This window comes from Jeotgalicoccus huakuii (genome assembly GCF_036665975.1).
GTDB classification, from domain to species: domain Bacteria; phylum Bacillota; class Bacilli; order Staphylococcales; family Salinicoccaceae; genus Jeotgalicoccus; species Jeotgalicoccus marinus.
In genome coordinates, this window is record NZ_JAVIYN010000013.1 from 44617 (window position 1) to 67137 (window position 22521).

A 22521-nucleotide genomic window follows, 5' to 3' on the forward strand; every position below is an offset into this window, starting at 1 on the left:
AGTTCCATCCCCCTTTATTGTGGCTATAGATTTTTGTAAAGGTCCTTACGACGACTATCAAAAATCGGAATATCCTTGCGGATTTTATCGATGTAATTTAAATCAAGTTCTGCGGAAATGACATTTTCTGTATCACTAGAAGCTTCGTTAAGTACCTCCCCAAAGGGATTGATGATAATTGAATGACCAGCAAAAGTTGTTTGATTACTTTGAGTTCCTATAATATTTGAACCCACTAAGTAACACTGACTCTCAATGGCTCTTGCTTTTAGCAGTGTAAGCCAGTGATCAGTTCTTTCTATTGGCCATTCCGCAACCACAAATATGACTTTAGCTCCAGACATGGTAAGGTCACGGAACAATTCAGGGAAGCGGAGATCATAGCAAATTGCTAGACCTGCATTCTCGCCGTTTAATTTAAATGTCTCAACAGATTCATTACCTGCCTTCAGATATTCTGGCTCATTAAGCATTGGCACTAGATGCATTTTGGAATATTCGTGAACCAGTTCACCTTGTGTATTTACGACGAAGGCAGTGTTATAAACACCATTGCCATTTTTAATATTTGGTACAGATCCTGCAACAATGTTCACCTCATATTGCTTTGCAAGTTCAGATAGAATACTAAAAGTCGGCTCCAAATTATTATCGGCATAATCATGAATGTTTGGTAAATCATAGCCTGATGTCCACATTTCTGGTAGTACAACGACATCGGTATTTGATAAGTCTTTAGAGTGGAATAGTGAAGCTACTTTATCGAGATTCTCTTGAACATTACCGTCTTTGACTGCAAATTGAAAAACTTTGATTTTCATATCAGTTACTCCTTTAATTTCTCTAATTTATACTCAACGCTAATTGTTTTGTTTAATTTTTCTGAGTGAATACTGCAACGATAACCGTCACCATATATAAAACCATTTAGTAAAGGAACAGTACCTGAGTAAACAATAGAATCTTTTTTAGGAACGTCATGTTGATCTAGAAATTCTAAGATTTCATCTAATGGAATTATAGAAGCGAATGTACCTTCCTGGTATTTTTTCCATTCACCGTCAACTAGGACATCACAAAATAATTTAATGTCGTCCCATTCATCTTTAATATCATTTAAATCAATTGTTTCGTTAGCTAGAGGCTTATCGCATATTTGTTTGGATTTCTGAATTGATACGGTTTCTAAGTCACGATCTGTATGATCACTACCTACTGTAACTTTTACGTCACCATCTTCATCAAAGATTAAAACTATTTCAGCTTCGCCACTTGTTTTGTTACCAACCACTGATATTTCATCTGATTGATCGATAAGAGAAGGGCTTAATGCATAGAGTTCCGGCACACTCGCTGGCTCTGGAACGCCAATCTCTTTTAATTCTTCAATATGTTCCCACGTTTTATCTTTGTCTCTGCCTGCGTAACCAATTGCAAAAAGCTTAACCATTTAAAAACATCCCCTTTAATGTATTATGTATACATTATATAAAAGTAAAATATTTTGTAAAGGCTTACATTGGGAAATTTCTGATACTTATATATGTAAAAATTATAGAAATATAAATAAAGATAAGTAGAAATTATAAAATTATACTTAAGAAATATTTAAGAATTCCATAATTAATACAAAATATCTCTCATTTAAACTGATTAATATCAGATTTAGGAGGATATTAAAATGAAAAATTTTGAAGCGCGTTTCGGCATGAAGCTTATTGAAATAGTTATTCTAGCATTACTTGGCTTACCTAGAATTGTCTTACATGACTTATCTATCATAGAGGAAGGAAGCTTGGTAAATTCGATTTTGGTATTCGGACCAGTTGTAATTTGGTTCTTGTACATTTTAGTCAGAAACCAAAAGGCTCCAGTGTGGTCAATATTTATACTGTCATGCTTGTATGGTTTAATACTCGCACTGACTCACCAAATCTTCTGGAATGAATCATTTCCTGACGGTGTAAAACTCGGTGGTAATTTGTCACATATACCAATTGAAGTTTCGACGGTTATTGCAAGGGTGTTTGCCTTGATAAGCAGTCTGACAACTGGTTTAGTTCTTGCCCTAATTTTAAGCGGAATTATGTGGGTCTCTTGTAAAGTGATGGAGGTGTTTAAACGTGAAATATAAAGTTCCAATTATACTCGCTGCCATTGCATTAATTAGACCGTTCTTTTCAATCGTTGGACTAACTGAATACTTTGGGCAACCATACACCAGTATTACTTTAACATTAATAATTTCATTGATATGGATCTGTACTGTCGTCATTTCACAAGATAAAAAACCAATACAAACCTTAGTGATGGCTGGTATATTCTACGCTATTTTTGCTATCGTCATCAGTGGAATATTATCACCTATACTCCTAGGTGAACTACAAGGTCCTTTGCTAAATCCACTAGCGATTATCAGTGTATTTATTACAAATATAATTTGGGGATTGATCGTTGGTTGTATTTCCTGGGTTATAATGAAAGTGGTGTATTAAAGGAGGAATGGGATGTCTATTCGAAAAAAGTTAATGCTATCAAACATCGCAATTGTTACAATTCCGATATTATCTATACTTTTTATAGATATGTTATTAGGAATTATCATGCTGGTGATACTAGATGTAAATCAGACGACATTTGCCCAAGTTAGAATGGGTTCCATAATCGTTGTATTTATTATTACGAGTATTATCGTGACCAGCATATTTTCTAAACATATCGTTAGACCCATTTTGCATCTCAATGAACAGGCTAAAGTGATTGCCAAAGGAAATTTAAATAACAGTCTAGTGATAGATGACAGGAATGATGAGATAGGTGAACTGACAGAGTCATTTGAAAATATGAGAAAATCTCTAAAGTCATCGAGGGAAGTAGAACAAACGGCGATAAGGAATCGGCAGGTGCTTATGGCTGGGATTTCACACGATTTAAAGACCCCTCTAACTTCTATTAAAGGCTATGTCAACGGTATTAGAGATGGTGTGGCAAATACACCTGAGAAACAAGCTCAATATACATCAGTGATCCTACAATCCGTTAAAAGAATGGAGACAATGATTGATGATTTATTTATCTATTCTAAATTAGAGATGAAAGATATTAATTTTAATCTTAGAGAGATTAATTTATCCGACTTTTTAAACGATGTAATAGATGTATATAGACCAAGATTGAGTGATAAGGATGCACTGATATTTAGTAAGATAGACTCTGGCATTACTGTAAAGGGAGATCCAGAACAACTTTATAGGGCGTTTTCCAATGTACTTGATAATAGTATTAAGTATAGTAAGGATAAGGTGAATATAGAATTAAGAACGAGTCGAATCGATCAGAAAGTTATAATTTCTGTAAGTGATAATGGTATTGGAATTAGAGAAAATGAGATGAATAAATTATTTGATAGTTTTTATAGAGCAGAACATTCAAGGAACTCTAAAACGGGTGGCAGTGGCCTAGGTTTAGCCATTGTAAAAGAGATTATTGAAAAACATGGAGGAACTGTTGAGCTTGAAAGTGATTTCGGTGTAGGTACGACTGTAATAATAACGATGGAGGTGGTCTGACTGTGGCAGATGTATTAATCATTGAAGATGAACTTCACATTGCTGAACTAGAGCGTGATTATTTAAAGATGAGTGGCTTTACTTGTGATATCGCTGAAAGTCTAAGAGTAGGCTACGAAAAGTTTGAGCAAGGTCAATACCGTTTAATTATCTTAGATTTAATGCTACCAGATGGTAGTGGCCTTGATTTCTCTAAGCAGATTAATGAAGTGTCTGATGTACCGATTATTATGGTAACGGCTAAAGGTGATGATTTAGAAAAGTTAACGGGATTTAGTCACGGGGCGATTGATTATATTGTTAAACCGTTTAATCCTAATGAGCTCGTTGCTAGGGTGAGGGCGCATATTGAACGATACAACAGGATGAAGGGTGATGATGATAAGAAGTTCATAGTATTTGGCCAAACGTTTATCGATATAGAAGGTCGGACTGTGGAGGTCGGGCATCACCCAGTTAGTCTAACTGCTAAAGAATTTGATTTACTTCTATTTTTAACGCTAAACCCTAACCGGGTGTTTACTAAGGAAGAATTGTTTGAAAAAATTTGGGGACTAGAGGTTGTTGGCGATAATACGACAGTGACAGTCCATATTAGAAAGTTACGTGAAAAGATAGAGCGTGATCCCGCTGAACCAGAATGGATTCTAACAGTATGGGGTGTAGGGTATAAATTTAAGAAGATTAATTAGTTAAGAAGTTTTCCCTTGTAAAAATCCTACTAATCTAGTATGTTTTGAATAAGCTATATTCAGAAAATTCAAGATAAGTAATGGGGGACAATTATGACTAAAGATGATTGGAATTTAGAAACCTTAACAATACACGCTGGCCAAACAGTTGGCGATACGAAGTCTCGAGCAGTGCCGATTACTCAAACCACATCATATGTATTTGATGATACGCAGCATGCACAAGATTTATTTTCACTCGCGAAACCTGGGAATATCTATACGAGAATCATGAACCCAACTCAAAATGTTTTTGAGGAAAGAATTGCAGCACTTGAAGGTGGAGTTGGTGCACTTGCAACATCATCAGGACAGGCTGCTATTCACTTAGCTCTATTGAATATTGTTGAATCAGGTGATGAGATTGTAGCTTCTGCAAATTTATATGGTGGCACATATAATCTATTGAATGTAACTTTCAAGAAAATGGGCATTAAGGTTCACTTTGTAAATCCTGATAATCCCGAGAATTTTAAAGCAGCCATCAACGATAAAACCCGTGCAGTCTTCGCGGAAACAATCGGGAATCCAAGAATCGACGTTTTAGATATTGAAGCAGTCGCTAAAGTCGCCCATGATAATGATTTACCACTTATTTTGGATAGCACCTTCGCAACACCATATTTACTCAGACCATTTGAACATGGAGCAGACATCATTGTACATTCTGCAACAAAATTCATTGGTGGACATGGTACATCCATAGGCGGTGTCATTGTCGATAGTGGTAAGTTCAACTGGGATAGTGGTAAATTCCAAGGTTTAGTCGAGCCTGATGAAAGTTATCACGGCGTATCTTATATTAAAGATGTGGGCGCAGCGGCCTATATTACAAAAGCGCGTGTTCAACTACTACGTGACTTAGGATCTGCAATTTCACCATTTAATGTGCAGCAGTTTATTTTAGGACTAGAAACACTTCACCTTCGTATGGAAAGACACTCTGAGAACGCTCAAAAAGTAGCAGAATACTTAGAATCTCATCCTAAGGTGACATGGGTGAATTATCCAGGTCTCAAGAACAATGCCTATTATGACCTAGGTCAAAAGTATTTACCAAAAGGTCAAGGTGCAATTCTCACCTTTGGTATTGATGGACCCATTCCAGAAATCGCAAAATTTGTAGATGGTTTAGAATTGTTCAGTCACGTTGCGAATGTTGGTGATTCAAAATCACTCGTCATTCACCCAGCGAGCACCACACACCAACAATTATCTGAAGAAGAGCGTCTCGCTTCTGGTGTCTTACCAGAATTAGTGAGATTATCAATCGGTACTGAAAATGTGGATGATATTATTGCTGACTTAGAAGCGGGATTAAAAGATATATAAGGAATAGTAGAGATTCGAAACTTGTTATTCGAATCTCTATTTTTTATATATTTATTATCAATTTTAGGGTAATAGTATAAACATCTGATAAAAGTAGGTGTAAAAATGATTATTGGTAAGAAAGATATTAAAGAGATTCAAAGTGACTTAGAGGATATAAAAATAGATTTACATAATTACGATGAGCCAGCCTATGATCCAAAAATTATTGAGCTTTGGCAATATGTAAAAGAACGTGCGGCCAATAATCAATTAGAAATGATGCCGATTGATAGTATTAAAGACTTTGAAAAAGGTATGCCACTTAGTCAGTTAGAAAATGCAGGATTTAAGAATATATATGAAATTTCCAATTATACCCCAGACCAGTTTCTACAAATTAAAGGGATAGGTGAGAAATCTGCATACCTTTTAAAAGAAGCAGTTGAAAAGGTGAAGCAGTCGGTTCATATACGTGCAAAGGGGCGTATTGACCCAGATAATCTAGAACGTTTAGATTTTGATTTACTTCGTACAGTTTACTTAAAAAGAAAATTAGTCGTTGATGCTGAGAAAGTAGAAAATCAGATTGAATCATTTGAACAGGGATTTAAACAAGACTTCTCTGTGATAGAAAAACAGAAAAATGCCTTTATGAGACTGTTTCAAAATGCTCAGGAGAAAGAGGAAGTTAATGCTGCAATTGAAGCGGTAAATCAAAAAGATGTGGAGCAAAAATTTACTGATATAAAATCAGCTTATGCTTCAATCAAGGAATTTGAAGTGACTGATGATACGTTAAAACAGGATTTTATCGACAATAGTATTCAGTATTACACAGCGATTGAAAATATTACTGGCTATACGAATCAAAAACAGGCAGATGATATTCCTTCAGAATTAGTTGAATCAGTTAATAATGTGGAACTAAATGTTGATGGACTAGATCTGACACTAAGGAACTATCAAGAATTTGGTGCCAAGTATGCTTTATATAATAAGAGAATACTTCTTGGTGATGAGATGGGCCTTGGTAAAACTGTCCAAGCACTGGCGGTTATTAATCATCTAAACTTGAATGATCAGCCTTATACGATTGTTGTTTGCCCGCTTAGCGTCGTCGCCAACTGGAAACGTGAGACTGAAAAATTCACTAAGCTCAATGCTTTTATTTACCATGGCAATGGTAGAGAAAAAGTATTTCAAGAGTGGTTAGATAAGAAAGGGATTTTGATTACAACATTCGAACATACCCGTAATTTCGATAAAAGTCTCATTAAAGAGTTGAATATGCTCGTTGTTGATGAGGCTCACTTCGTTAAGAATCCTGAGGCCAAACGTTCTAAAAGTATCTATGCCTTATCAGAACTCGCCAGCCATGTTCTCTATATGAGCGGAACACCTTTAGAAAATAAACTTGCTGAGATGAAACAATTATTAGGTGTGCTGCAGCCGGATATTGCTAATAAAATCTCAAAAGAACTGCACCTTTTAGAACCACAGAAGTTTAAAATTGAAATTTCCCCAGTATATCTGAGAAGAAATCGAGCAGATGTACTAGGAGAATTACCAGACCTTGAAATCATTGAACAATGGTCTAACTTTGGTGAAAAAGAAGAAGAAATATACGATCATGCAGTTGCTGAAGGTCAGATGATGGCGATGAGACGGGCAGCATGGCAAGGCGGAACACCTGAAGCATCACCTAAACTTGATGCCCTCGTTGATATTTGTGATTCAGCAAAAGAAAATGGGCATAAGGTTCTTGTATTCTCCTTCTTTAGAGATGTGATCGAGACGGTTCAAGACCATGTGACAGAAGCGAAATTTCCTGCAATCACCGGTGATGTTCCAAATGATGAGAGACAAAAAATTATCGATGATTTTACCAGTGCAGAAGCTGGTGCTGTTATGACAGCTCAGATTATCGCAGGTGGAGTAGGTTTAAATATACAAGCAGCCAATATAATTGTCTTATGTGAACCACAGTGGAAACCTTCTACAGAAGAACAAGCCATTGGTCGTGCTTACAGAATGGGACAAACACGGAATGTTGTCGTTTATCGACTGTTGACTGAGGACAGCATTGACGTTAGTATGTTGGAGCTCTTAGGAGAAAAGTCTAAGCTATTTGATATGTATGCCAGAGACTCAGAAGTTGCAGATATTGCACAAAGACAGATGGATGCTGAAGCATTGTTGAAAGCAGAAGAAGAATCCGAAGCATCTATGACCAAACAAGTCATGGAAATGGAGAAAAAACGATTGGCAGAAAAACAGGCAGGATGAGTATAAACATGAAGAAGCGCGACAATCAAATTTGTTTGATCATCGCGCTTTGTGTATTAGTAAAATGGCCAGATTAATGGAACAACGGCTACGCATATAAATGTAGTGATGTGGAGAGGATTTCTACTCAAGAGCAAAAATCGGATGTCGAATAGACAAAACGGGCGAGAAATTCTATTAGAGGGCAAAAATCTAGACTCCAATAGAAAAAACAAGCTAAAAAGTTTATTCGTCCTGAATAATTCAGCAACGAATAGACAATCCACCTTCCACCATTAGCTAGAAATTTATCTTGTAAAAACATAGAAGTATGATATAAATTGAATTATCGAACTATTATAAAAATAAAGGGGTTATTGAAGTGAAAGATAATATTTACGGTAATATTCCATGTTTTTTAGGGGCAGAGAATTTAGTGCAAAAAGGTGAATATGATACAGACGTTATTTTTTATGGTGCACCTTTTGAAGGTGAGAGTACTTGGGGGGACTACACTGGTGTGGAGCTTGGTCCCAAACAAATTCGTTCGTCTTCTGCGCGTTATAGTGGTTACTTACCTGAGTTAGATCATATTGATGTGAAGGAACATTTAACTTTTGGTGATGCGGGTGATGTGCCTTTTGTTGCGCATGATAATGAACAGTCTTACCAAAACATTGAAGATTTTTCTGCTGAGCTATGGAAGACGGGTAAGTTTCTTGTTGGTTTTGGCGGTGAACATGGCGTAACGTATCCAATTTTAAAAGCACTGGCAGATAGTGGGAAGACTGTTGGAATCATTCACTTGGATGCACATTATGACAACATGCCTGATTATGAAGGTGAAAAATACGCAAGAAATACGCCGTTTATGAGGTTGTATGAAACAGAAGGCGTGAGAAATGAATCGATTATTCACGCGGGAATACATGGGCCGCGCAATAAGCCTGAGACTGGGAAGTATGCTAAGGAAAATGGTGCTGTAACTATTGGCATTAATGAGATCAAGGAATCTAAGGACCTCAGAACTTTTGCTAAAGATATTTACGAGCAAGCTGCAAAAGACGTTGATGTGGTTTACCTGTCTATTTGTAGTGATGTCCTGGACTTCGCATACAATCCTGGTGGTCCAGTTGATGGTAATGGCTTAACGTCTTACGAATTACTCACTTTAATTTATGAATTCGGTAAACTCGGTTTAGTCGGCATGGATTATGTGGAAGTCTATCCAATGATGGATCAAAACCAACAATCTGCTCACTTTGTCTCATATGCAGTACTTTACGTTTTAGCAGGGCATGTTAAGTATTTAGGTAAGATATAAACCTTAAAGGGGTGGGTAATTATTAGCAAAATTTTAGATATTGTTAAGGCACTTGGACCAGGAATGATTATTACTGCTTCATTTATTGGACCTGGAACTGTGACTGCCATGACCCGTGCGGGTGCTGGTTTCGGTTATAGTCTTTTATGGGCTGTCTTATTCTCTGTTATTGCGACGATCGTTCTTCAAGAGATGATTATCAGACTAGCACTTGTGACGCGCCGGGGCTTAGGGGAAGCGATATACGATTTGTTCAATCATAAAATAGGAAAGTTTATAACGGTATGGATTTCTATGATTGCTGTTGCGGTCGGATGTGCAGCGTACATGAGTGGTGATCTTCTAGGGACATCACTCGGTTTAGGTCACTTGCTCAACATTCCAACTAACATACTCGCACCGATTGTTGGGATTATAATATTTCTGATTGGCATCCAGGGTAGTTATAAGCTAGTTGAAAAAATTATTATAGGACTTATGGTCATCATGGGTGGTACATTTATCACGACTATGTTCATGGTTCAACCCAATTGGGGAGAGGTATTCCAAGGCATGTTCATGCCTTCAATTCCTACTGGATCTATTATTATGGTCATTGCCTTGATTGGGACGACAGTAGTACCTTACAACTTCTTCCTACATGCAACGACCGTACATGAACGTTTTAACGGTATGCAAGACTTGAAGCTTGCACGCTGGGATACGATTATTTCTATTACTATTGGTGGGATTATATCTGCTGCTATCCTCATCTCTGCAGGGGCATTAATAGTTGGTCAAGAAATTGACAGTGTCATCGCCTTAGCAGGGCCACTTGTACCAGTGTTAGGTGAAACTTGGGCACCGGTATTTATCAGTGTTGGTTTGTTTGCTGCAGGATTTTCATCTGCTCTGGCTTCTCCAATGGGGGCAGCCGCAACAGTCAGCTCTTTCTTCAAGTGGGAGGGTGGTATGAAAAATACCAAGTATAAAATCGTGTTTGGAACAGTAATACTGATTGGTGTTGTCACATCTGCAATAGGTTTTGAACCATTAGAAGTTATCCTATTAGCACAGGCTTTAAATGGTGTCATCTTACCGTTAATTGCAATACTTATTTTTGTCATTATAAATAAAAAAGGATTGATGGGACAATATAAGAATGGACCTATTTTAAATGTGATAGGCTTCTTAGTTGTCGTTGTTGTATCATTTTTAGGTATTTACAGTGTATTTGATGCTGTAAGTTCATTTCTAGCATAAAAATACACGAACATCTTTATAACGAGATGTTCGTGTATTTCAATTTTTTAAGACTCGGTAACATTTCTATTTTTACCAGAAGCGACACCGCTAAGTACCATAACGAGTGAGACAATGAGCATTAAGCACAGCGGTAGGAACCAAGATCCTGAAATATCTTGTAAGCCGCCGACTAAAACTGGTCCGAGGGCTGCTAATAAATAGCCCAAGGATTGTGCCATACCTGATAGTTCAGCCGCTTGATAGCCATCTCTGGTTCTTAATGTGTAGAACATCATAGATAATGAAAATGCACTACCGTTACCGACACCAAGTAAAATGACCCAAAGTAGCGATAGTTCTGAATGACCGAGTAATAATCCTCCTATTCCGATTAGAATGATTAACCCGCTCAGGGCAGCTATGAGTACTTGATCTTTCATCTTATCGGCAATCACAGGGATGATGAATGTAAAAGGAATGCTCGCAAGTTGGAAGGCGAATACACCCCAACCGGCTAAGTGTATATCATATCCATTGGCAGTAAGAATCGTTGGTAACCAAGTAATTAATGTATAGAAAATTAAGGATTGAGCACCCATGAATATAGTGATTTTCCAAGCGAGTGGAGACTTAAATAGTCCACCTAACTGCTGATTTTTAATATTACCCCTAGGTTTGCTTCGATTTTTTAATTGTACGAGCCAAACTAACAGCGCCAATATTGATAAAGACACCCAGATTAAGAGTGCACTACGCCAGTTGAAATTTCCTGAGGTCGCAATCGGTATGCTCAAGCCAGATCCAAGTGCACCAAAGACATTCATCACTATTGCATATAATCCTGTCATCAGGCCAATTTTATGTGGAAAATTCATTTTAACAATACCTGGCATTAAAACATTACCAACCGCAATGGCTAATCCAATCAGTAAAGTACCAGTAAACAGAAGTCCAATACCACTTGCTGAACGAATGAACATTCCTAAAATTAGAAGAACTAGGGATAGTGCAATAGTTGTTTCCATGCCAAGTCGGCTCGCAATCTTTGGTGCGAAAGGAGATAGTAAAGCGAAGGCAATAAGTGGTAAAGTTGTTATGCTTCCCGCTAAAGCATTACTGATGCCAAAGTCATCCCTAATGAATGATACTAAGGCACCTGCAGATGTCAGTGGTGCACGCAAATTTGCTGCGACCAAGATTACTCCGATCATCAGGAAAATATATAAATTTTTATTATTATTTTGGTCCAATTCATTGTTCAAAGATTATCCACCTCGTTACAATCATAATTCTTTTCGGAATATATAATCCGTCTGTTCATCATCACCCATAAAAAATGAATGTGAACCCACTTTTTTAAAACCTTTCTTTTTATAAAAGGAAATTGCCTTATTGTTAAATTCCCAAACACCTAACCAAATCGACTTCTTATCTAGTCGTTTAGCTTCTTCATGCGCTAAATTTAACAATGCTTTACCCAGCCCAAGTCCCTGATATCTATTCAGTATATATATTCTTTCGACTTCGAGTGCATCATCACCCATCGGTTCAGACTGAGCTGTTAAAATATTTAATTTCAAGAAACCAGCGCATTCATCATCATAGAATAAATAGAAAAATTGAGAATGTGGATTTTTTAATTCAGCTGCAAAGTTTTCCTTTGTATATGTCTCATCAGAATAAGACTTCATGTTTTCTGCTGAATTTTGTGCACTGAATGTCTCATGGAATGTTTGATAACTAATCGCGAGAAGATGTTCTAAATCATCTAAATTGCATTTTCTAATATGTATTGTCATATAAATGCTCCTATAGCCAGCTTGTTAGCCACTTATTATTCTCTTTAGTATACAGCATTCTCTCATAACCGCCCTGTTCAAGTGCTTGGTAGAATTCCATTCTATCAGGTATGACTTTATAAACTGCCAAGTCTCGTGTCTTAGCATCGAGATAGTCTCTGACATGTTTAAAATCTTCTGATTCTACTTCTACAGCTTTACCTTGCAAGCGAATTTGTCTACCTTGTTCTCGCCAGTAAAAATTCATTGCTACATGACTATTTTCTTTAAGTTGTTCGACCTTTGTTCTTCCCTTACCACTTTCAATAAAGAATCCTTCATCATCCATTGCTTTTATAACCAGGACTCTAGAATCTACAAGGTGAGTTTGATCGTAAGTAGTCAGCACCATACTTCTTGGCTCCAGCACTTCTTTTGCAACAGCGCATTTAAACCATTCTTGAAAATGAGATAAAGGTGAACTAAAAGTACGATCATCGAAACTCGGGAAAGGTCCAGACATCACTGGTGATTGGCTAAGCACTTCATTAATATTCATGGTGACACTCCTATTTATATTATGGTTGGATTTTATCATATATAGGTATACTTTAGATAAAGAGAATCATTTCTTAAGAAGGTAGTGATGATGTGGCTAAGAAAAGAATAGCGATTATTGGAACAGGCGTTGCTGGGACGTCTCTAGTAAAATTTTTTGTAAGTGATGAACGTTTTAACGAGAATTATGTAATTGATTTATATGATGGTAAAAAGACGATGGGACGTGGTTATGCCTATCAGCATGATGATGAAAACTTAATAGTGAATCTCCCAGCGGAGCTGATGTCACTCACTTCAGATCAAGGAGACTATATTAAGTGGTTGGAAAATAATAAATATGAAGCTGAAAGTTACACAAGTAGAAGCTTATATGGAGAATACATACATTCTACTCTGATGAATTTTGTACATCGTCATCAAAATATAAATACAGTCGAAAGCCTTGTTGAAGATATTTCATTTGAGAGTGACGAAAACATTTATACTGTTTATGCAGATGGTGCTGCCTCGAAATATGATGCAATCTTCTTAACAAATGGTGAGATGTCATATAGTGATCCTTATGAGCTAAAAGGTGAAAAGAACTTCATATATAATCCGTATCCAATCGAAGATGTTTTGAATAATGTTAAAGGGCGAATTGGAATTATAGGAAGCGGTTTGTCTGCGATAGATTGTTTTAGATATTTATTAAAAAATGGACATTCTAAGGTGACTGTTTTATCGAGAAGTGGAGAATTACCTTCTGTTAGAGGCACTTATTATGAACTCAGTGGGGAATACTTCACTATTGAGAATGCGATGTCCGACAAAAAGCATGGTCTAATCCCATTAGATCGTATTATAGAGCTATTTAGAAAAGAACTTAGGGCGCACGGTATACAAGAAGAATTATTAACTAGAAAAACAGACCGTCCAGAGATTGATTTAAAGTTTGATTTAGAACATCCAGATGAAGTCGGAAAGATACAATATCTTATTTCTAGTCTAGAAGATACATTTAAAGTATTGTATAAATATTTATCAAGAAAAGACAAAACTCGGTTTATGGAAGAATATCACGAACTTATTCAAAGCAATCATTCGCCAATGCCACCGCATGGTGCCAAACAAATACTTGAATGGATTGATAAAGGACGTCTCGAATTTTTAGATGATATGGAATCGGTAGAAGTTAATGATGAGTTTTTAGTTGGATTTGAAGATAAAAAGCAAGAACCATTCGATGTACTCATCAATGCAACAGGACCCGTGTCTGATATTAGAAAAGATAACACCTTACTGATTAAAAATCTCTACAATAGGATGCTTGTTGAACCGGATGAATTTGGAGGACTATTGATCGATAAATACCATAGGGTCATTAGTCCAAGGTATGGAACAATGTACAATTTTTATACTATTGGTGCCTTAACTGTCGGTTCAGATTATTTAATTAAAGGGGTGACGATGTTAGCAACTGAGACCTACCATTTAGTTAATCATTTTCTCACACATAATTAATAAGTCATTTTTAATCAAAGTGGTAGACAAGCCGCATTATTAGGCGGAGAATAGTAGAGTCAATTAAATTTTAAGGAAGTGCAATTGTTTTGTCAGAAGTATTTAAAGAAAAATTATGGACCAAGGACTTCATCAACACCTCGATCGTTAACTTTGCATTGATGATGTCCCAATATCTATTGTTGGTAACAATAACAATGTATGCAATTGATGAATACGGTGCTTCGATAGGCTTGGCCGGACTTGTGTCCAGTTCGTTCATTATTGGATCTCTTATCGGCCGCCTGTTTGGTGGAAGATCAATTGCGACTGTAGGTAGTAAAAAAATGTTGATCTTTTCAGCTGTCTTGATACTAGTATCAACAGCGATTTACTTCATTCCAATGGGTGTGTATGCGCTCATCGGTGTACGTATATTTCATGGTATTGCCATGGGATTTGGAATGACAGCCACCGCAACGATTATTGCTCAAGTAATTCCACCCAGTCGAAATGGGGAAGGGATTGGCTACTTCAGTATGTCAGTTGTTTTAGCAACGGCAGTTGGCCCATTAATTGGTGTCACCCTCATCAATAGTTACGGATTTATAAGTATCTTTATTTTCTCATTTGTTATGGCAGTCGTCGCGATGATTCTTAGCTTAACGGTTAGAGCCCCACAAATGAAACTTGCTAAGCCGATGACTAAGGGAATTAGTCTAGGTGATTTCTTTGAAAAACGTGCAGCCCCAATCTCAATTGTCATGCTCTTATTAGCCTTTGCCTGTTCAGGGATATTATCTTACGTGACAGCTTATGCCGACAGTATTAACCTAGTTCAGGCGGGTAGTTTGTACTTTACGGTCTACGGTATTACAGTTCTCTTATCTAGACCGATTACAGGCCCTCTATTAGACCGTAAGGGTGCCAATATTATCATGTATCCAGCGCTCATTTCTTTCGCGATTGGCTTGTTTGCAATCGGATCGGCATCAAACACATTGGTCTTCCTACTGGCGGCTGTATTTATTGGCTTTGGTTATGGTAATGCACAGTCAATTACCCAGGCCCTAGCTATTAAAGTGACACCACCAGAACGTGTCGGTTTAGCCAACACAACTTACTTTATTGCCTTAGATCTTGGCTTAGGATTCGGTCCCTTTGTTTTAGGTAGCATCGTCTCAAGTCTCGGGTACAGTGGCTTGTACTTTATTCTATCGATATTTGTTTTAGCTATTATTCCGATATACTTATTCTTACATGGGCGTAAGGACAAATATATTTCTCAGTAAAATTAAATAAGATAAAAAATACTACCCTGGTTTATTTTTAAGTGACCAGGGTACTGTATTGGAATTATCTGTTTTAATATGAGGAGGAATACATCTATGTCATTAGCCAAAATCATTGAAGAAATCAGAGAAAAACGCGACGAGACAGGAATACTTACAATTCATTTGAATACAGACACAAGCGCAGGTAACGGTAACAACGGTGAGTGGAAAATCCATTTAAAAAATGGCTTTAAGACCCTAAAAGAAGAAGTGAAGGAAAGAAACGCTGATGATGAGTTAAAAGCTTTGAAAAAGTTACAAGAAAAGGTGGAGAAAGAAGTGGCCATGCATCAAAGAGAGATGCGTAAAGGGTTTATTCTCGTTGCTTCGTCAGATGGTGAACTCTACCGTGCAAGAGTTTTACAAGTTCCAGTAACAACATCTTTCCATTGGGGTAAGACTGCAGAAACTCAGCAGATTGAAGAATTAGAACAACGCTTCCCAGAAACGGCAATCGTGTCTGTCCAACAGGCTGATGTGACCTTTATCGAAACATCACTAGGTATTATTAGAGATACCAAAAAGTTCTCATGGGACGTTGAAAGTGAAAGTTGGTTGGATTATGATGAAGTCGTCCATCAACAGACACGCGGCGGTGGAAGAGATGAGTTCCAACGTCGGTTTGAAGAAAACCAACATCGTTGGTATAAGAGTCTCGCAGCAGAAATTGATAAGGATGTCAAAAAGCGTAAGCTTGAAGGTGTCTACTTAGTTGGCAGTCAAGAGAGTGTACAAGAAGTAGAAACGCACTTAAATGGCACAAAAGTGCTTGGAGTAATCACAAAAAATCTGGGGTCTAAGCCAGATCATGAGATTGTTGCAGAAGTATTTGATACCTTAGTCTAAAACTTAAAAGCTCTTAACTAGGTGAGCCTAGTTAAGAGCTTTTTTTATGAATTTTTACAAATCTTTAACACATAGTGTGAGGTTCAAGGTTGTTTATCGTAAATCTTTACTCAGCGAAAGCTAATGTTTAAGGCATTCTGTTCATTACTTATTGCTAAATCTATATTAGTGTAGCACTTTAGAATAGCTCAAAATGATAAAAGAAACAATAACTTTTCTATAAATTAACAAGGATTTAAAAGTGAATTGCTAAACTTGAAGACGCCTGGTAAGAGAGACAGACGGATCAAGGAGGATTTACATGAAAGTAAGATTTGAAAATGTATCAATGAAATATGATGGCAATGATAGGACGATATTAGACGACATGAGTTTTGACATTCAAGATCATTCCTTGGTTTCAATTCTAGGTCCGTCTGGGTGTGGTAAGTCCACAACTCTCATGCTTATATCAGGGTTACTCATGCCAACGGACGGAAAAATATTCTTCGGTGATACAGATGTGACGAAAAAAGATGCGAATGCACGTAAGGTGGGTATGGTCTTTCAAAATTATGCCTTATACCCTCATCTATCCGTTATCGATAATATTATGTTTCCTTTAAAAATGGCTGGAGTAAACAAAAAGAAACGTAAGGAAAGAGCCTTAGAACTTGCAGAACTTGTACAAATTTCAGAACACTTGAACAAGAAGCCTGGACAATTGTCCGGTGGACAGCAGCAGCGTGTCGCTATTGCGAGAGCGCTCAGTAAAGAACCATCAATTTTGTTGATGGATGAACCATTATCAAATCTCGATGCAAAATTGAGAAAGGGCATGCGTGAAGAAATACGAAGAATTCAAAAGGAGACGGGTGTGACAACGGTTTTTGTTACTCACGATCAAGAAGAAGCCTTAAGTATTTCAGACAAAGTGATGGTGTTGAATGAAGGGTTAATACAACAACATAGTGGACCGCAGGCGCTCTATGACCGACCGGATAATATTTTTGTTGCTCAGTTTCTTGGAAGTCCGGAGATTAGTACGTTTGACTTTGACGATTTAAAAGCAAGATTTGACTCAAGTCTTCGAGACAGATTACAGAACAATGGCGTTAAGCTCATCGGTATACGACCAGAATCTTTTACCCAAGTCGATGGTGGGTCAGGTCTTATAACTGGTGTGGTAGACCGTATAGAAATCGTAGGTAAGGAACGTACAGTTCGATTGAAGTTAGACAATGAACAAATTGTCGATATTACAGATGTTGATATCAGCTTCAGTGAAGGTGACAGAGTTTCCTTCACAACGGACTTTGATGCTATGCATTTCTTTGATGGAGATGGAAATCGAGTGGTGATTAAAGATGCAGAATAAAAAAACTTGGAAAACGACTTTTCAAGCATTCTGGTACATATTACCTTTGTTTATCATCATTGGTGTCTTTAACATTTACCCGATAATAAAATCTTTTGCGATGGCATTTTACAACGACTATAACATCTTTACAGGTGAGACAAGCGGTTATGGTTTAACGAGTTTTGAAACATTGTTTAGTGATCAAGAGTTTGTTGAAGCCTTGCTGAACACTTTTGTTTATGTACTCTTTGTCACACCACTATCTATTGTGATTGCCTTAGCGATATCAATCTTATTAAATAATGTGAATTTCTTAAAGCCATTATTTCAATCTATTTACTTTCTGCCATTTGTCACGAGTACAGTCGCTATTTCCATCGTTTGGCGCTGGCTCTACCATTCAAATTACGGATTAATTAACTACTTGTTGGGCTTATTTGGAATTGACAGTATCAACTGGTTAACAAATCCAGATTGGGCTATGCCTGCAGCAATCATTATGGCGATCTGGAAGAGCTTAGGATTTAATATCTTATTGTTCTTAGTAGGCTTAAACAACATCAGTAAGACCTATTATGATGCGGCGAGAATTGACGGTGCAAGTGCATGGCAAAGATTTACAAATGTGACTGTGCCTTTACTTGGACCGACAATATTCTTAGTTTCAATTCTTTCGATAATTAATAATTTTAAGGTGTTCGATGAAATATATGCCTTATTTAATGGTAAGCCCGGACCGTCGAACTCAACAATTACCGTTGTGTATTACTTATACAAAAAATTCTATACAGAGTTTGATTACGGTGTTGCATCAGCATCAGGAATTGTATTGTTCCTAATTATTTTCGTTATAACACTCATTCAACTATGGATGAACAAGCGATTTGTACATTACAGATAGAGGAGGAATTTCATGGCGAGTGTTTCAAAAAAAACAATCATCTATGTATTACTTGGCATCGGAGCATTAACAATGATAATTCCTTTCTACTGGATGATTGCAACATCGTTGAAAACAGCTGGTGAAGCAACTGCAATGCCACCAATCTGGTGGCCAGTATCGATGGTGTTTAGTAATTACGTTGAAGCTTTTCAAGTCGCACCTTTTGTACGGTATCTCGTCAATAGTGTGATTGTTACAGCACTGAGCACTTTAGGAGAGGTCTTAACGGCAATTCTTGCAGCCTTTGCCTTTGCGAGATTAAATTTTTACGGGAAAGATGTACTATTTGCCTTACTGCTTGCGACGATGATGGTACCTGGAGAATTATTGATCATTCCGAACTTTGTAACCTTAGCCAACTTAGACTGGATAAATACATACATGGCACTGATTGTGCCGTGGTTAGCCAGTGTGCTATCGGTATTTATCGTTAAACAGAGGTTTGAGTCGATATCAGATAACCTCTATTACGCAGCGAAGATAGATGGCTGTTCGGACTTTAGATTTCTATGGCAAGTGCTTGTGCCCTTAAGTCGTTCGTCAATTATTACAATGGTTGTTCTAAAAGTAATTGGCTCATGGAATGCTTTCTTATGGCCGTTACTTGTAACGAATGACACTGAGATGAGAACTTTACCTGTTGGACTTCAAGCCTTCACGACAGAGGCTGGTACGCGTTTTGAACTACTTATGGCAGCATCGACATTTGTGATTGTACCAATGATAGTGTTCTACATGATTTTCCAAAAATATATTATTAAAGGTATTGCAAATACCGGAACGAAAGGATAATTTACCATGAACAAGAAATTATTGATGGGATTAATGTTAACAATGATGATTTTTGTACTTGCAGCTTGTGGTGGAGGAGAAGAGGGTACGACAGAAGAAGCTTCAGGAGATGAAACATCAACAGAAAGTAGTGAAACTTCTGAAGAATCTTCAGAAGAAACTTCAGGTGACACGACACAAATTACTTTTTGGCATGCAATGAATGGTCCACACCAAGAAGCGATCACGGAACTAACAAACAAATTTAATGAATCACAAGATGAGTATGAAGTGGTTGAACAAAACCAAGGTGACTATGAAACTCTAAACCAAAGTATTATGGCTTCAGGGGTATCTGATGATCTACCGACAATTTCACAGGCGACTGCTTCGAATATTCCTGACTGGTCATCAAATGATTTAATCATCCCGTTAGATGACTTATTGTTAGGAGAAAATTTTGATCAAGAGACTTATGACAGCATTATTCCAGGATTTTTAGAAGGTGTTTCATATGAAGATCAAACGATGGCTTTACCTTTTTCTAAATCAGTAAGAATCATGTATGTAAATGAAGATATTTTAGAAGAGTATGACGCAGAAGTACCAACAACGTTTGAAGATGTACAAGCATTAGGTGAAGAGATGCAAGAAGCTGGAGATGAGCGTTTTGCTTTAGGTCTTGAAGCAGGTGTTGAAATGGAACTTGAAACAATGGCGAGACAAAATGGTGCTGAATGGATTTCAGATGACCTTTCAACAGTCGATATCGGTGAAGAAAATGCGACAGAACCGATGCAGTATATAGTAGATGGAATTGACGCTGGATGGGCAAGAACTGCTGGGGAAGATGGATATATGTCAGGTCCATTTAGCCGAGGTGACATCGCGGTTTACCTTGGTTCATCAGCAGGATTATCACACGTAGAACCTGGTGCGGAGGAAAGTGGTATTAACTGGTCAACTGCTGAATTACCAGTGTACAACGAAGGAGAACCACTGACATTACTAGCAGGTAACGATCTTACAGTCTTTGCCTCAGCATCTGAAGAAGAACAACAAGGTGCAGCGGCATTTATGAACTTCTTACTACAGCCTGAAAACACTGCAGAATGGGCAATTGCGTCAGGGTATGTGCCAGTTACAGAAGCTGGAATTGAACATGAGTCATATCAGACTTATTTAGAAGAAAACCCGAATGCAGAAGCTGCAGCAGCAGAAACAGAATATGCGATTGCATCACCAATGTTTGCAGGTTCAGGTGAGTACCGTAATGCGATGTTAGAAGCACAAGATGCAATTCTAATTGATGGTGCTGATGTAACAGAAACAATGGAAGGATTACAAGAAGAAGTGACGACAATTATTGAAGAAAACAATTAGGTATTAGGAGCGTAAAAAATGGAACGTATTATATTTTGGAATGGACTACAGTCCATAGGCTCCAATATATTTTCATTAGACAATGGTAAGGATCGTCTAATTATGGATTTTGGCATGCCGAATGAAATGTATGAAGACGGAGGTAACTTATCTGTGACAGAAGCTTTAATTGAAGCGGGTAAGTTACCGGCAATTCCACATCTATATGATACTGCTGACTTTCAATCTGAGCTTCTTGATGTAAAAGACAGCCCATATACTAATCAGGTGGTTTGTATTAGTCATCTTCATCTAGATCACAATGCAGGTTTAAAATATCTACCAGAAAATACGACAGTCTATATGTCTGAAGAGACTAAGGCTTTATATGACAGCTTACTAGCGAGTGATTTAGAGGTTGAGGTAAGTGCTGATTTACAAGGTGTGCCTTATAACACGGCAATTAAAGTTGGTCATTACACCGTGACTTTTATCCCAAACGATCATGATACTGTAGGAACATCTAGCATTCTAATTGAAACAGAAGATAAAAGAATCCTGCACAGTGGTGATGTTAGAAAACATGGATATCACCCGGGAAATATCACGGATATGATTAAAGGTGTTAAACCGGTGGATCTATTGATGATTGAAGGCACATCCTTTAGCTTTCCTGGTGAGGTAGAAGTTGAAGTGTTGAGAAGCGAAAGAGACTTAATCGATGACTTCACTCAGCTTTTACTGGATGAAAATCGAACAATAGTGATTAATCCTTATCCGAGAAATATTGAGCGCTTGGTTGAATTGAACCGTCTTGCCAATAAAATCGAACGTCCAATTTATTGGGATAGGAGATTCTCTAATCTGCTGAGTCACTATACAAGTGAGGATGTGAAGACTTGGTCAGACTTAGAGGAGAAAAGTAATCAGGTGCTTCAAATACACTTTGATGATATAGATAAAATTAGCGAATTAGAAGCAGGTGTTTTTGTTCATATGAACGGAGAACCATTAGGTGACTTTGATCCTCGATACGAAGTATTGATGAAAACTTTAGAAGATGTCCGCTTTGAGTTTGTGGATTATAGTGTGTCAGGTCACGCATCTAGAAACGACATTATCGATATTGTAATAGATATTGACCCCGGTGTAACTGTGCCATGGCATACTTTTGAACCCGAAGAGCAAGGGGAAATATTGAGAGAAAGTGGCTTTAAAACTTTTCTTCCTGAGAAGGGAAAATATTATCAATTGGATCATATATTGAGTAATGAATAAAGTAACGGCCATGAGCCGTTCCTTTTTACTGTTTAGCGTGTCGAGGTGTTGTTGAGCTTCGAGAGCACTAGGAGTTCAACGGTGAATTGTTGTTGAGCTCCAAGAGAGCTAGGAGTTCAACGATGAATTGTTGTTGAGCTCCGCGAGCACTAGGAGCCCAACGGTGAATTGTTGTTGACTTCCAAGAGCACTAGGAGTTCAACGGTGAATTGTTGTTGAGCTCCAAGAGAGCTAGGAGTTCAACGGTGAATTGTTGTTGAGCTTCGCGAGCACTAGGAGTTCAACGGTGAATTGTTGTTGAGCTTCGCGAGCACTAGGAGTCCAACGGTGAATTGTTGTTGAGCTCCAAGAGCACTAGGAGTTCAACGATGAACTGGTGTTAGCATTCCAGTGTAGGCTG

Annotated in this window: 21 protein-coding genes; 16 read left to right on the top strand and 5 right to left on the bottom strand. The window is 37.6% G+C overall.

Translation table 11 applies throughout. The annotated features are described in order from the left end of the window. Positions 1 to 23: 23 nt before the first annotated feature. Entirely contained in the window at positions 24 to 821 is a 798-nt protein-coding gene (locus tag V6E76_RS07925; RefSeq protein ID WP_026867038.1) for a carbon-nitrogen family hydrolase, read from the bottom strand. A 5-nt stretch (positions 822 to 826) separates the two neighbouring features. Continuing rightward, positions 827 to 1450, bottom strand: coding sequence for a DUF2848 family protein (locus V6E76_RS07930; protein WP_051220529.1), 624 nt, complete (start codon positions 1448 to 1450; stop codon positions 827 to 829). A 231-nt stretch (positions 1451 to 1681) separates the two neighbouring features. Here V6E76_RS07930 and V6E76_RS07935 point away from each other — a divergent pair, with 231 nt between their 5' ends. The 8 genes from V6E76_RS07935 to V6E76_RS07970 all read left to right on the top strand — a co-directional run bounded on the left by V6E76_RS07935 (position 1682) and on the right by V6E76_RS07970 (position 10445). Continuing rightward, positions 1682 to 2134 carry a hypothetical protein gene (locus V6E76_RS07935; protein ID WP_247351901.1) on the top strand — a complete coding sequence of 151 codons (453 nt, stop codon included), beginning with the start codon at positions 1682 to 1684 and terminating at the stop codon, positions 2132 to 2134. Then, positions 2124 to 2495 carry a hypothetical protein gene (locus V6E76_RS07940; protein ID WP_247351903.1) on the top strand — a complete coding sequence of 124 codons (372 nt, stop codon included), beginning with the start codon at positions 2124 to 2126 and terminating at the stop codon, positions 2493 to 2495. Before V6E76_RS07935 ends, V6E76_RS07940 begins: the two co-directional genes overlap by 11 nt. Before the next feature lie 12 nt (positions 2496 to 2507). Then, positions 2508 to 3569, top strand: a complete 1062-nt coding sequence (locus V6E76_RS07945; protein WP_247351905.1) for a sensor histidine kinase — start codon at positions 2508 to 2510, stop codon at positions 3567 to 3569. A 2-nt stretch (positions 3570 to 3571) separates the two neighbouring features. Next, on the top strand, positions 3572 to 4261 hold the full coding sequence (locus tag V6E76_RS07950) for a response regulator transcription factor (protein ID WP_247351907.1): 690 nt from the start codon (positions 3572 to 3574) through the stop codon (positions 4259 to 4261). A 93-nt stretch (positions 4262 to 4354) separates the two neighbouring features. After that, complete coding sequence (locus V6E76_RS07955; RefSeq protein WP_247351909.1) at positions 4355 to 5632, top strand: O-acetylhomoserine aminocarboxypropyltransferase/cysteine synthase family protein; 1278 nt, start codon at positions 4355 to 4357, stop codon at positions 5630 to 5632. Positions 5633 to 5737: 105 nt separating this feature from the next. Then, the gene (locus tag V6E76_RS07960) at positions 5738 to 7900 is read left to right on the top strand and encodes a DEAD/DEAH box helicase (protein WP_247351911.1); all 2163 of its coding nucleotides are present in this window, start codon (positions 5738 to 5740) and stop codon (positions 7898 to 7900) included. A 361-nt stretch (positions 7901 to 8261) separates the two neighbouring features. Continuing rightward, entirely contained in the window at positions 8262 to 9203 is a 942-nt protein-coding gene (locus V6E76_RS07965) for an agmatinase family protein (RefSeq protein ID WP_247351913.1), read from the top strand. A gap of 63 nt (positions 9204 to 9266) precedes the next feature. Further along, positions 9267 to 10445 (top strand): Nramp family divalent metal transporter, encoded by a 1179-nt coding sequence (locus V6E76_RS07970; RefSeq protein WP_247351915.1) that lies wholly within the window; start codon positions 9267 to 9269, stop codon positions 10443 to 10445. Between the two features lie 47 nt (positions 10446 to 10492). Here the strand turns inward: V6E76_RS07970 and V6E76_RS07975 are convergent, their stop codons facing one another. The 3 genes from V6E76_RS07975 to V6E76_RS07985 are packed head-to-tail and all read right to left on the bottom strand — an operon-like array spanning position 10493 to position 12764. Beyond that, a complete protein-coding gene (locus V6E76_RS07975) occupies positions 10493 to 11689 on the bottom strand; it encodes a CynX/NimT family MFS transporter (RefSeq protein WP_247351917.1) in 1197 nt (398 codons plus the stop codon). 21 nt (positions 11690 to 11710) lie between these two features. Continuing rightward, positions 11711 to 12226 carry a GNAT family N-acetyltransferase gene (locus V6E76_RS07980; protein ID WP_247351919.1) on the bottom strand — a complete coding sequence of 172 codons (516 nt, stop codon included), beginning with the start codon at positions 12224 to 12226 and terminating at the stop codon, positions 11711 to 11713. 10 nt (positions 12227 to 12236) lie between these two features. Next, the gene (locus V6E76_RS07985; RefSeq protein WP_247351920.1) at positions 12237 to 12764 is read right to left on the bottom strand and encodes a pyridoxamine 5'-phosphate oxidase family protein; all 528 of its coding nucleotides are present in this window, start codon (positions 12762 to 12764) and stop codon (positions 12237 to 12239) included. Between the two features lie 92 nt (positions 12765 to 12856). Here V6E76_RS07985 and V6E76_RS07990 point away from each other — a divergent pair, with 92 nt between their 5' ends. The 8 genes from V6E76_RS07990 to V6E76_RS08025 all read left to right on the top strand — a co-directional run bounded on the left by V6E76_RS07990 (position 12857) and on the right by V6E76_RS08025 (position 22121). Continuing rightward, positions 12857 to 14269 carry an FAD/NAD(P)-binding protein gene (locus tag V6E76_RS07990; RefSeq protein WP_247351922.1) on the top strand — a complete coding sequence of 471 codons (1413 nt, stop codon included), beginning with the start codon at positions 12857 to 12859 and terminating at the stop codon, positions 14267 to 14269. A gap of 89 nt (positions 14270 to 14358) precedes the next feature. Beyond that, positions 14359 to 15540, top strand: coding sequence for an MFS transporter (locus tag V6E76_RS07995; RefSeq protein WP_247351924.1), 1182 nt, complete (start codon positions 14359 to 14361; stop codon positions 15538 to 15540). Positions 15541 to 15636: 96 nt separating this feature from the next. Beyond that, positions 15637 to 16428: a VLRF1 family aeRF1-type release factor gene (locus V6E76_RS08000; RefSeq protein ID WP_247351927.1), complete on the top strand. Its 792-nt coding sequence runs from the start codon at positions 15637 to 15639 to the stop codon at positions 16426 to 16428. Between the two features lie 301 nt (positions 16429 to 16729). Beyond that, entirely contained in the window at positions 16730 to 17785 is a 1056-nt protein-coding gene (locus V6E76_RS08005; RefSeq protein WP_247351929.1) for an ABC transporter ATP-binding protein, read from the top strand. Further along, entirely contained in the window at positions 17775 to 18668 is an 894-nt protein-coding gene (locus V6E76_RS08010; RefSeq protein WP_247351931.1) for a carbohydrate ABC transporter permease, read from the top strand. Before V6E76_RS08005 ends, V6E76_RS08010 begins: the two co-directional genes overlap by 11 nt. Positions 18669 to 18680: 12 nt before the next feature. Beyond that, entirely contained in the window at positions 18681 to 19502 is an 822-nt protein-coding gene (locus V6E76_RS08015; protein ID WP_247351933.1) for a carbohydrate ABC transporter permease, read from the top strand. Positions 19503 to 19508: 6 nt separating this feature from the next. Continuing rightward, entirely contained in the window at positions 19509 to 20864 is a 1356-nt protein-coding gene (locus V6E76_RS08020; RefSeq protein WP_247351936.1) for an extracellular solute-binding protein, read from the top strand. 18 nt (positions 20865 to 20882) lie between these two features. Next, positions 20883 to 22121, top strand: a complete 1239-nt coding sequence (locus tag V6E76_RS08025) for an MBL fold metallo-hydrolase (protein ID WP_247351938.1) — start codon at positions 20883 to 20885, stop codon at positions 22119 to 22121. The last annotated feature ends 400 nt before the right edge of the window (positions 22122 to 22521 follow it).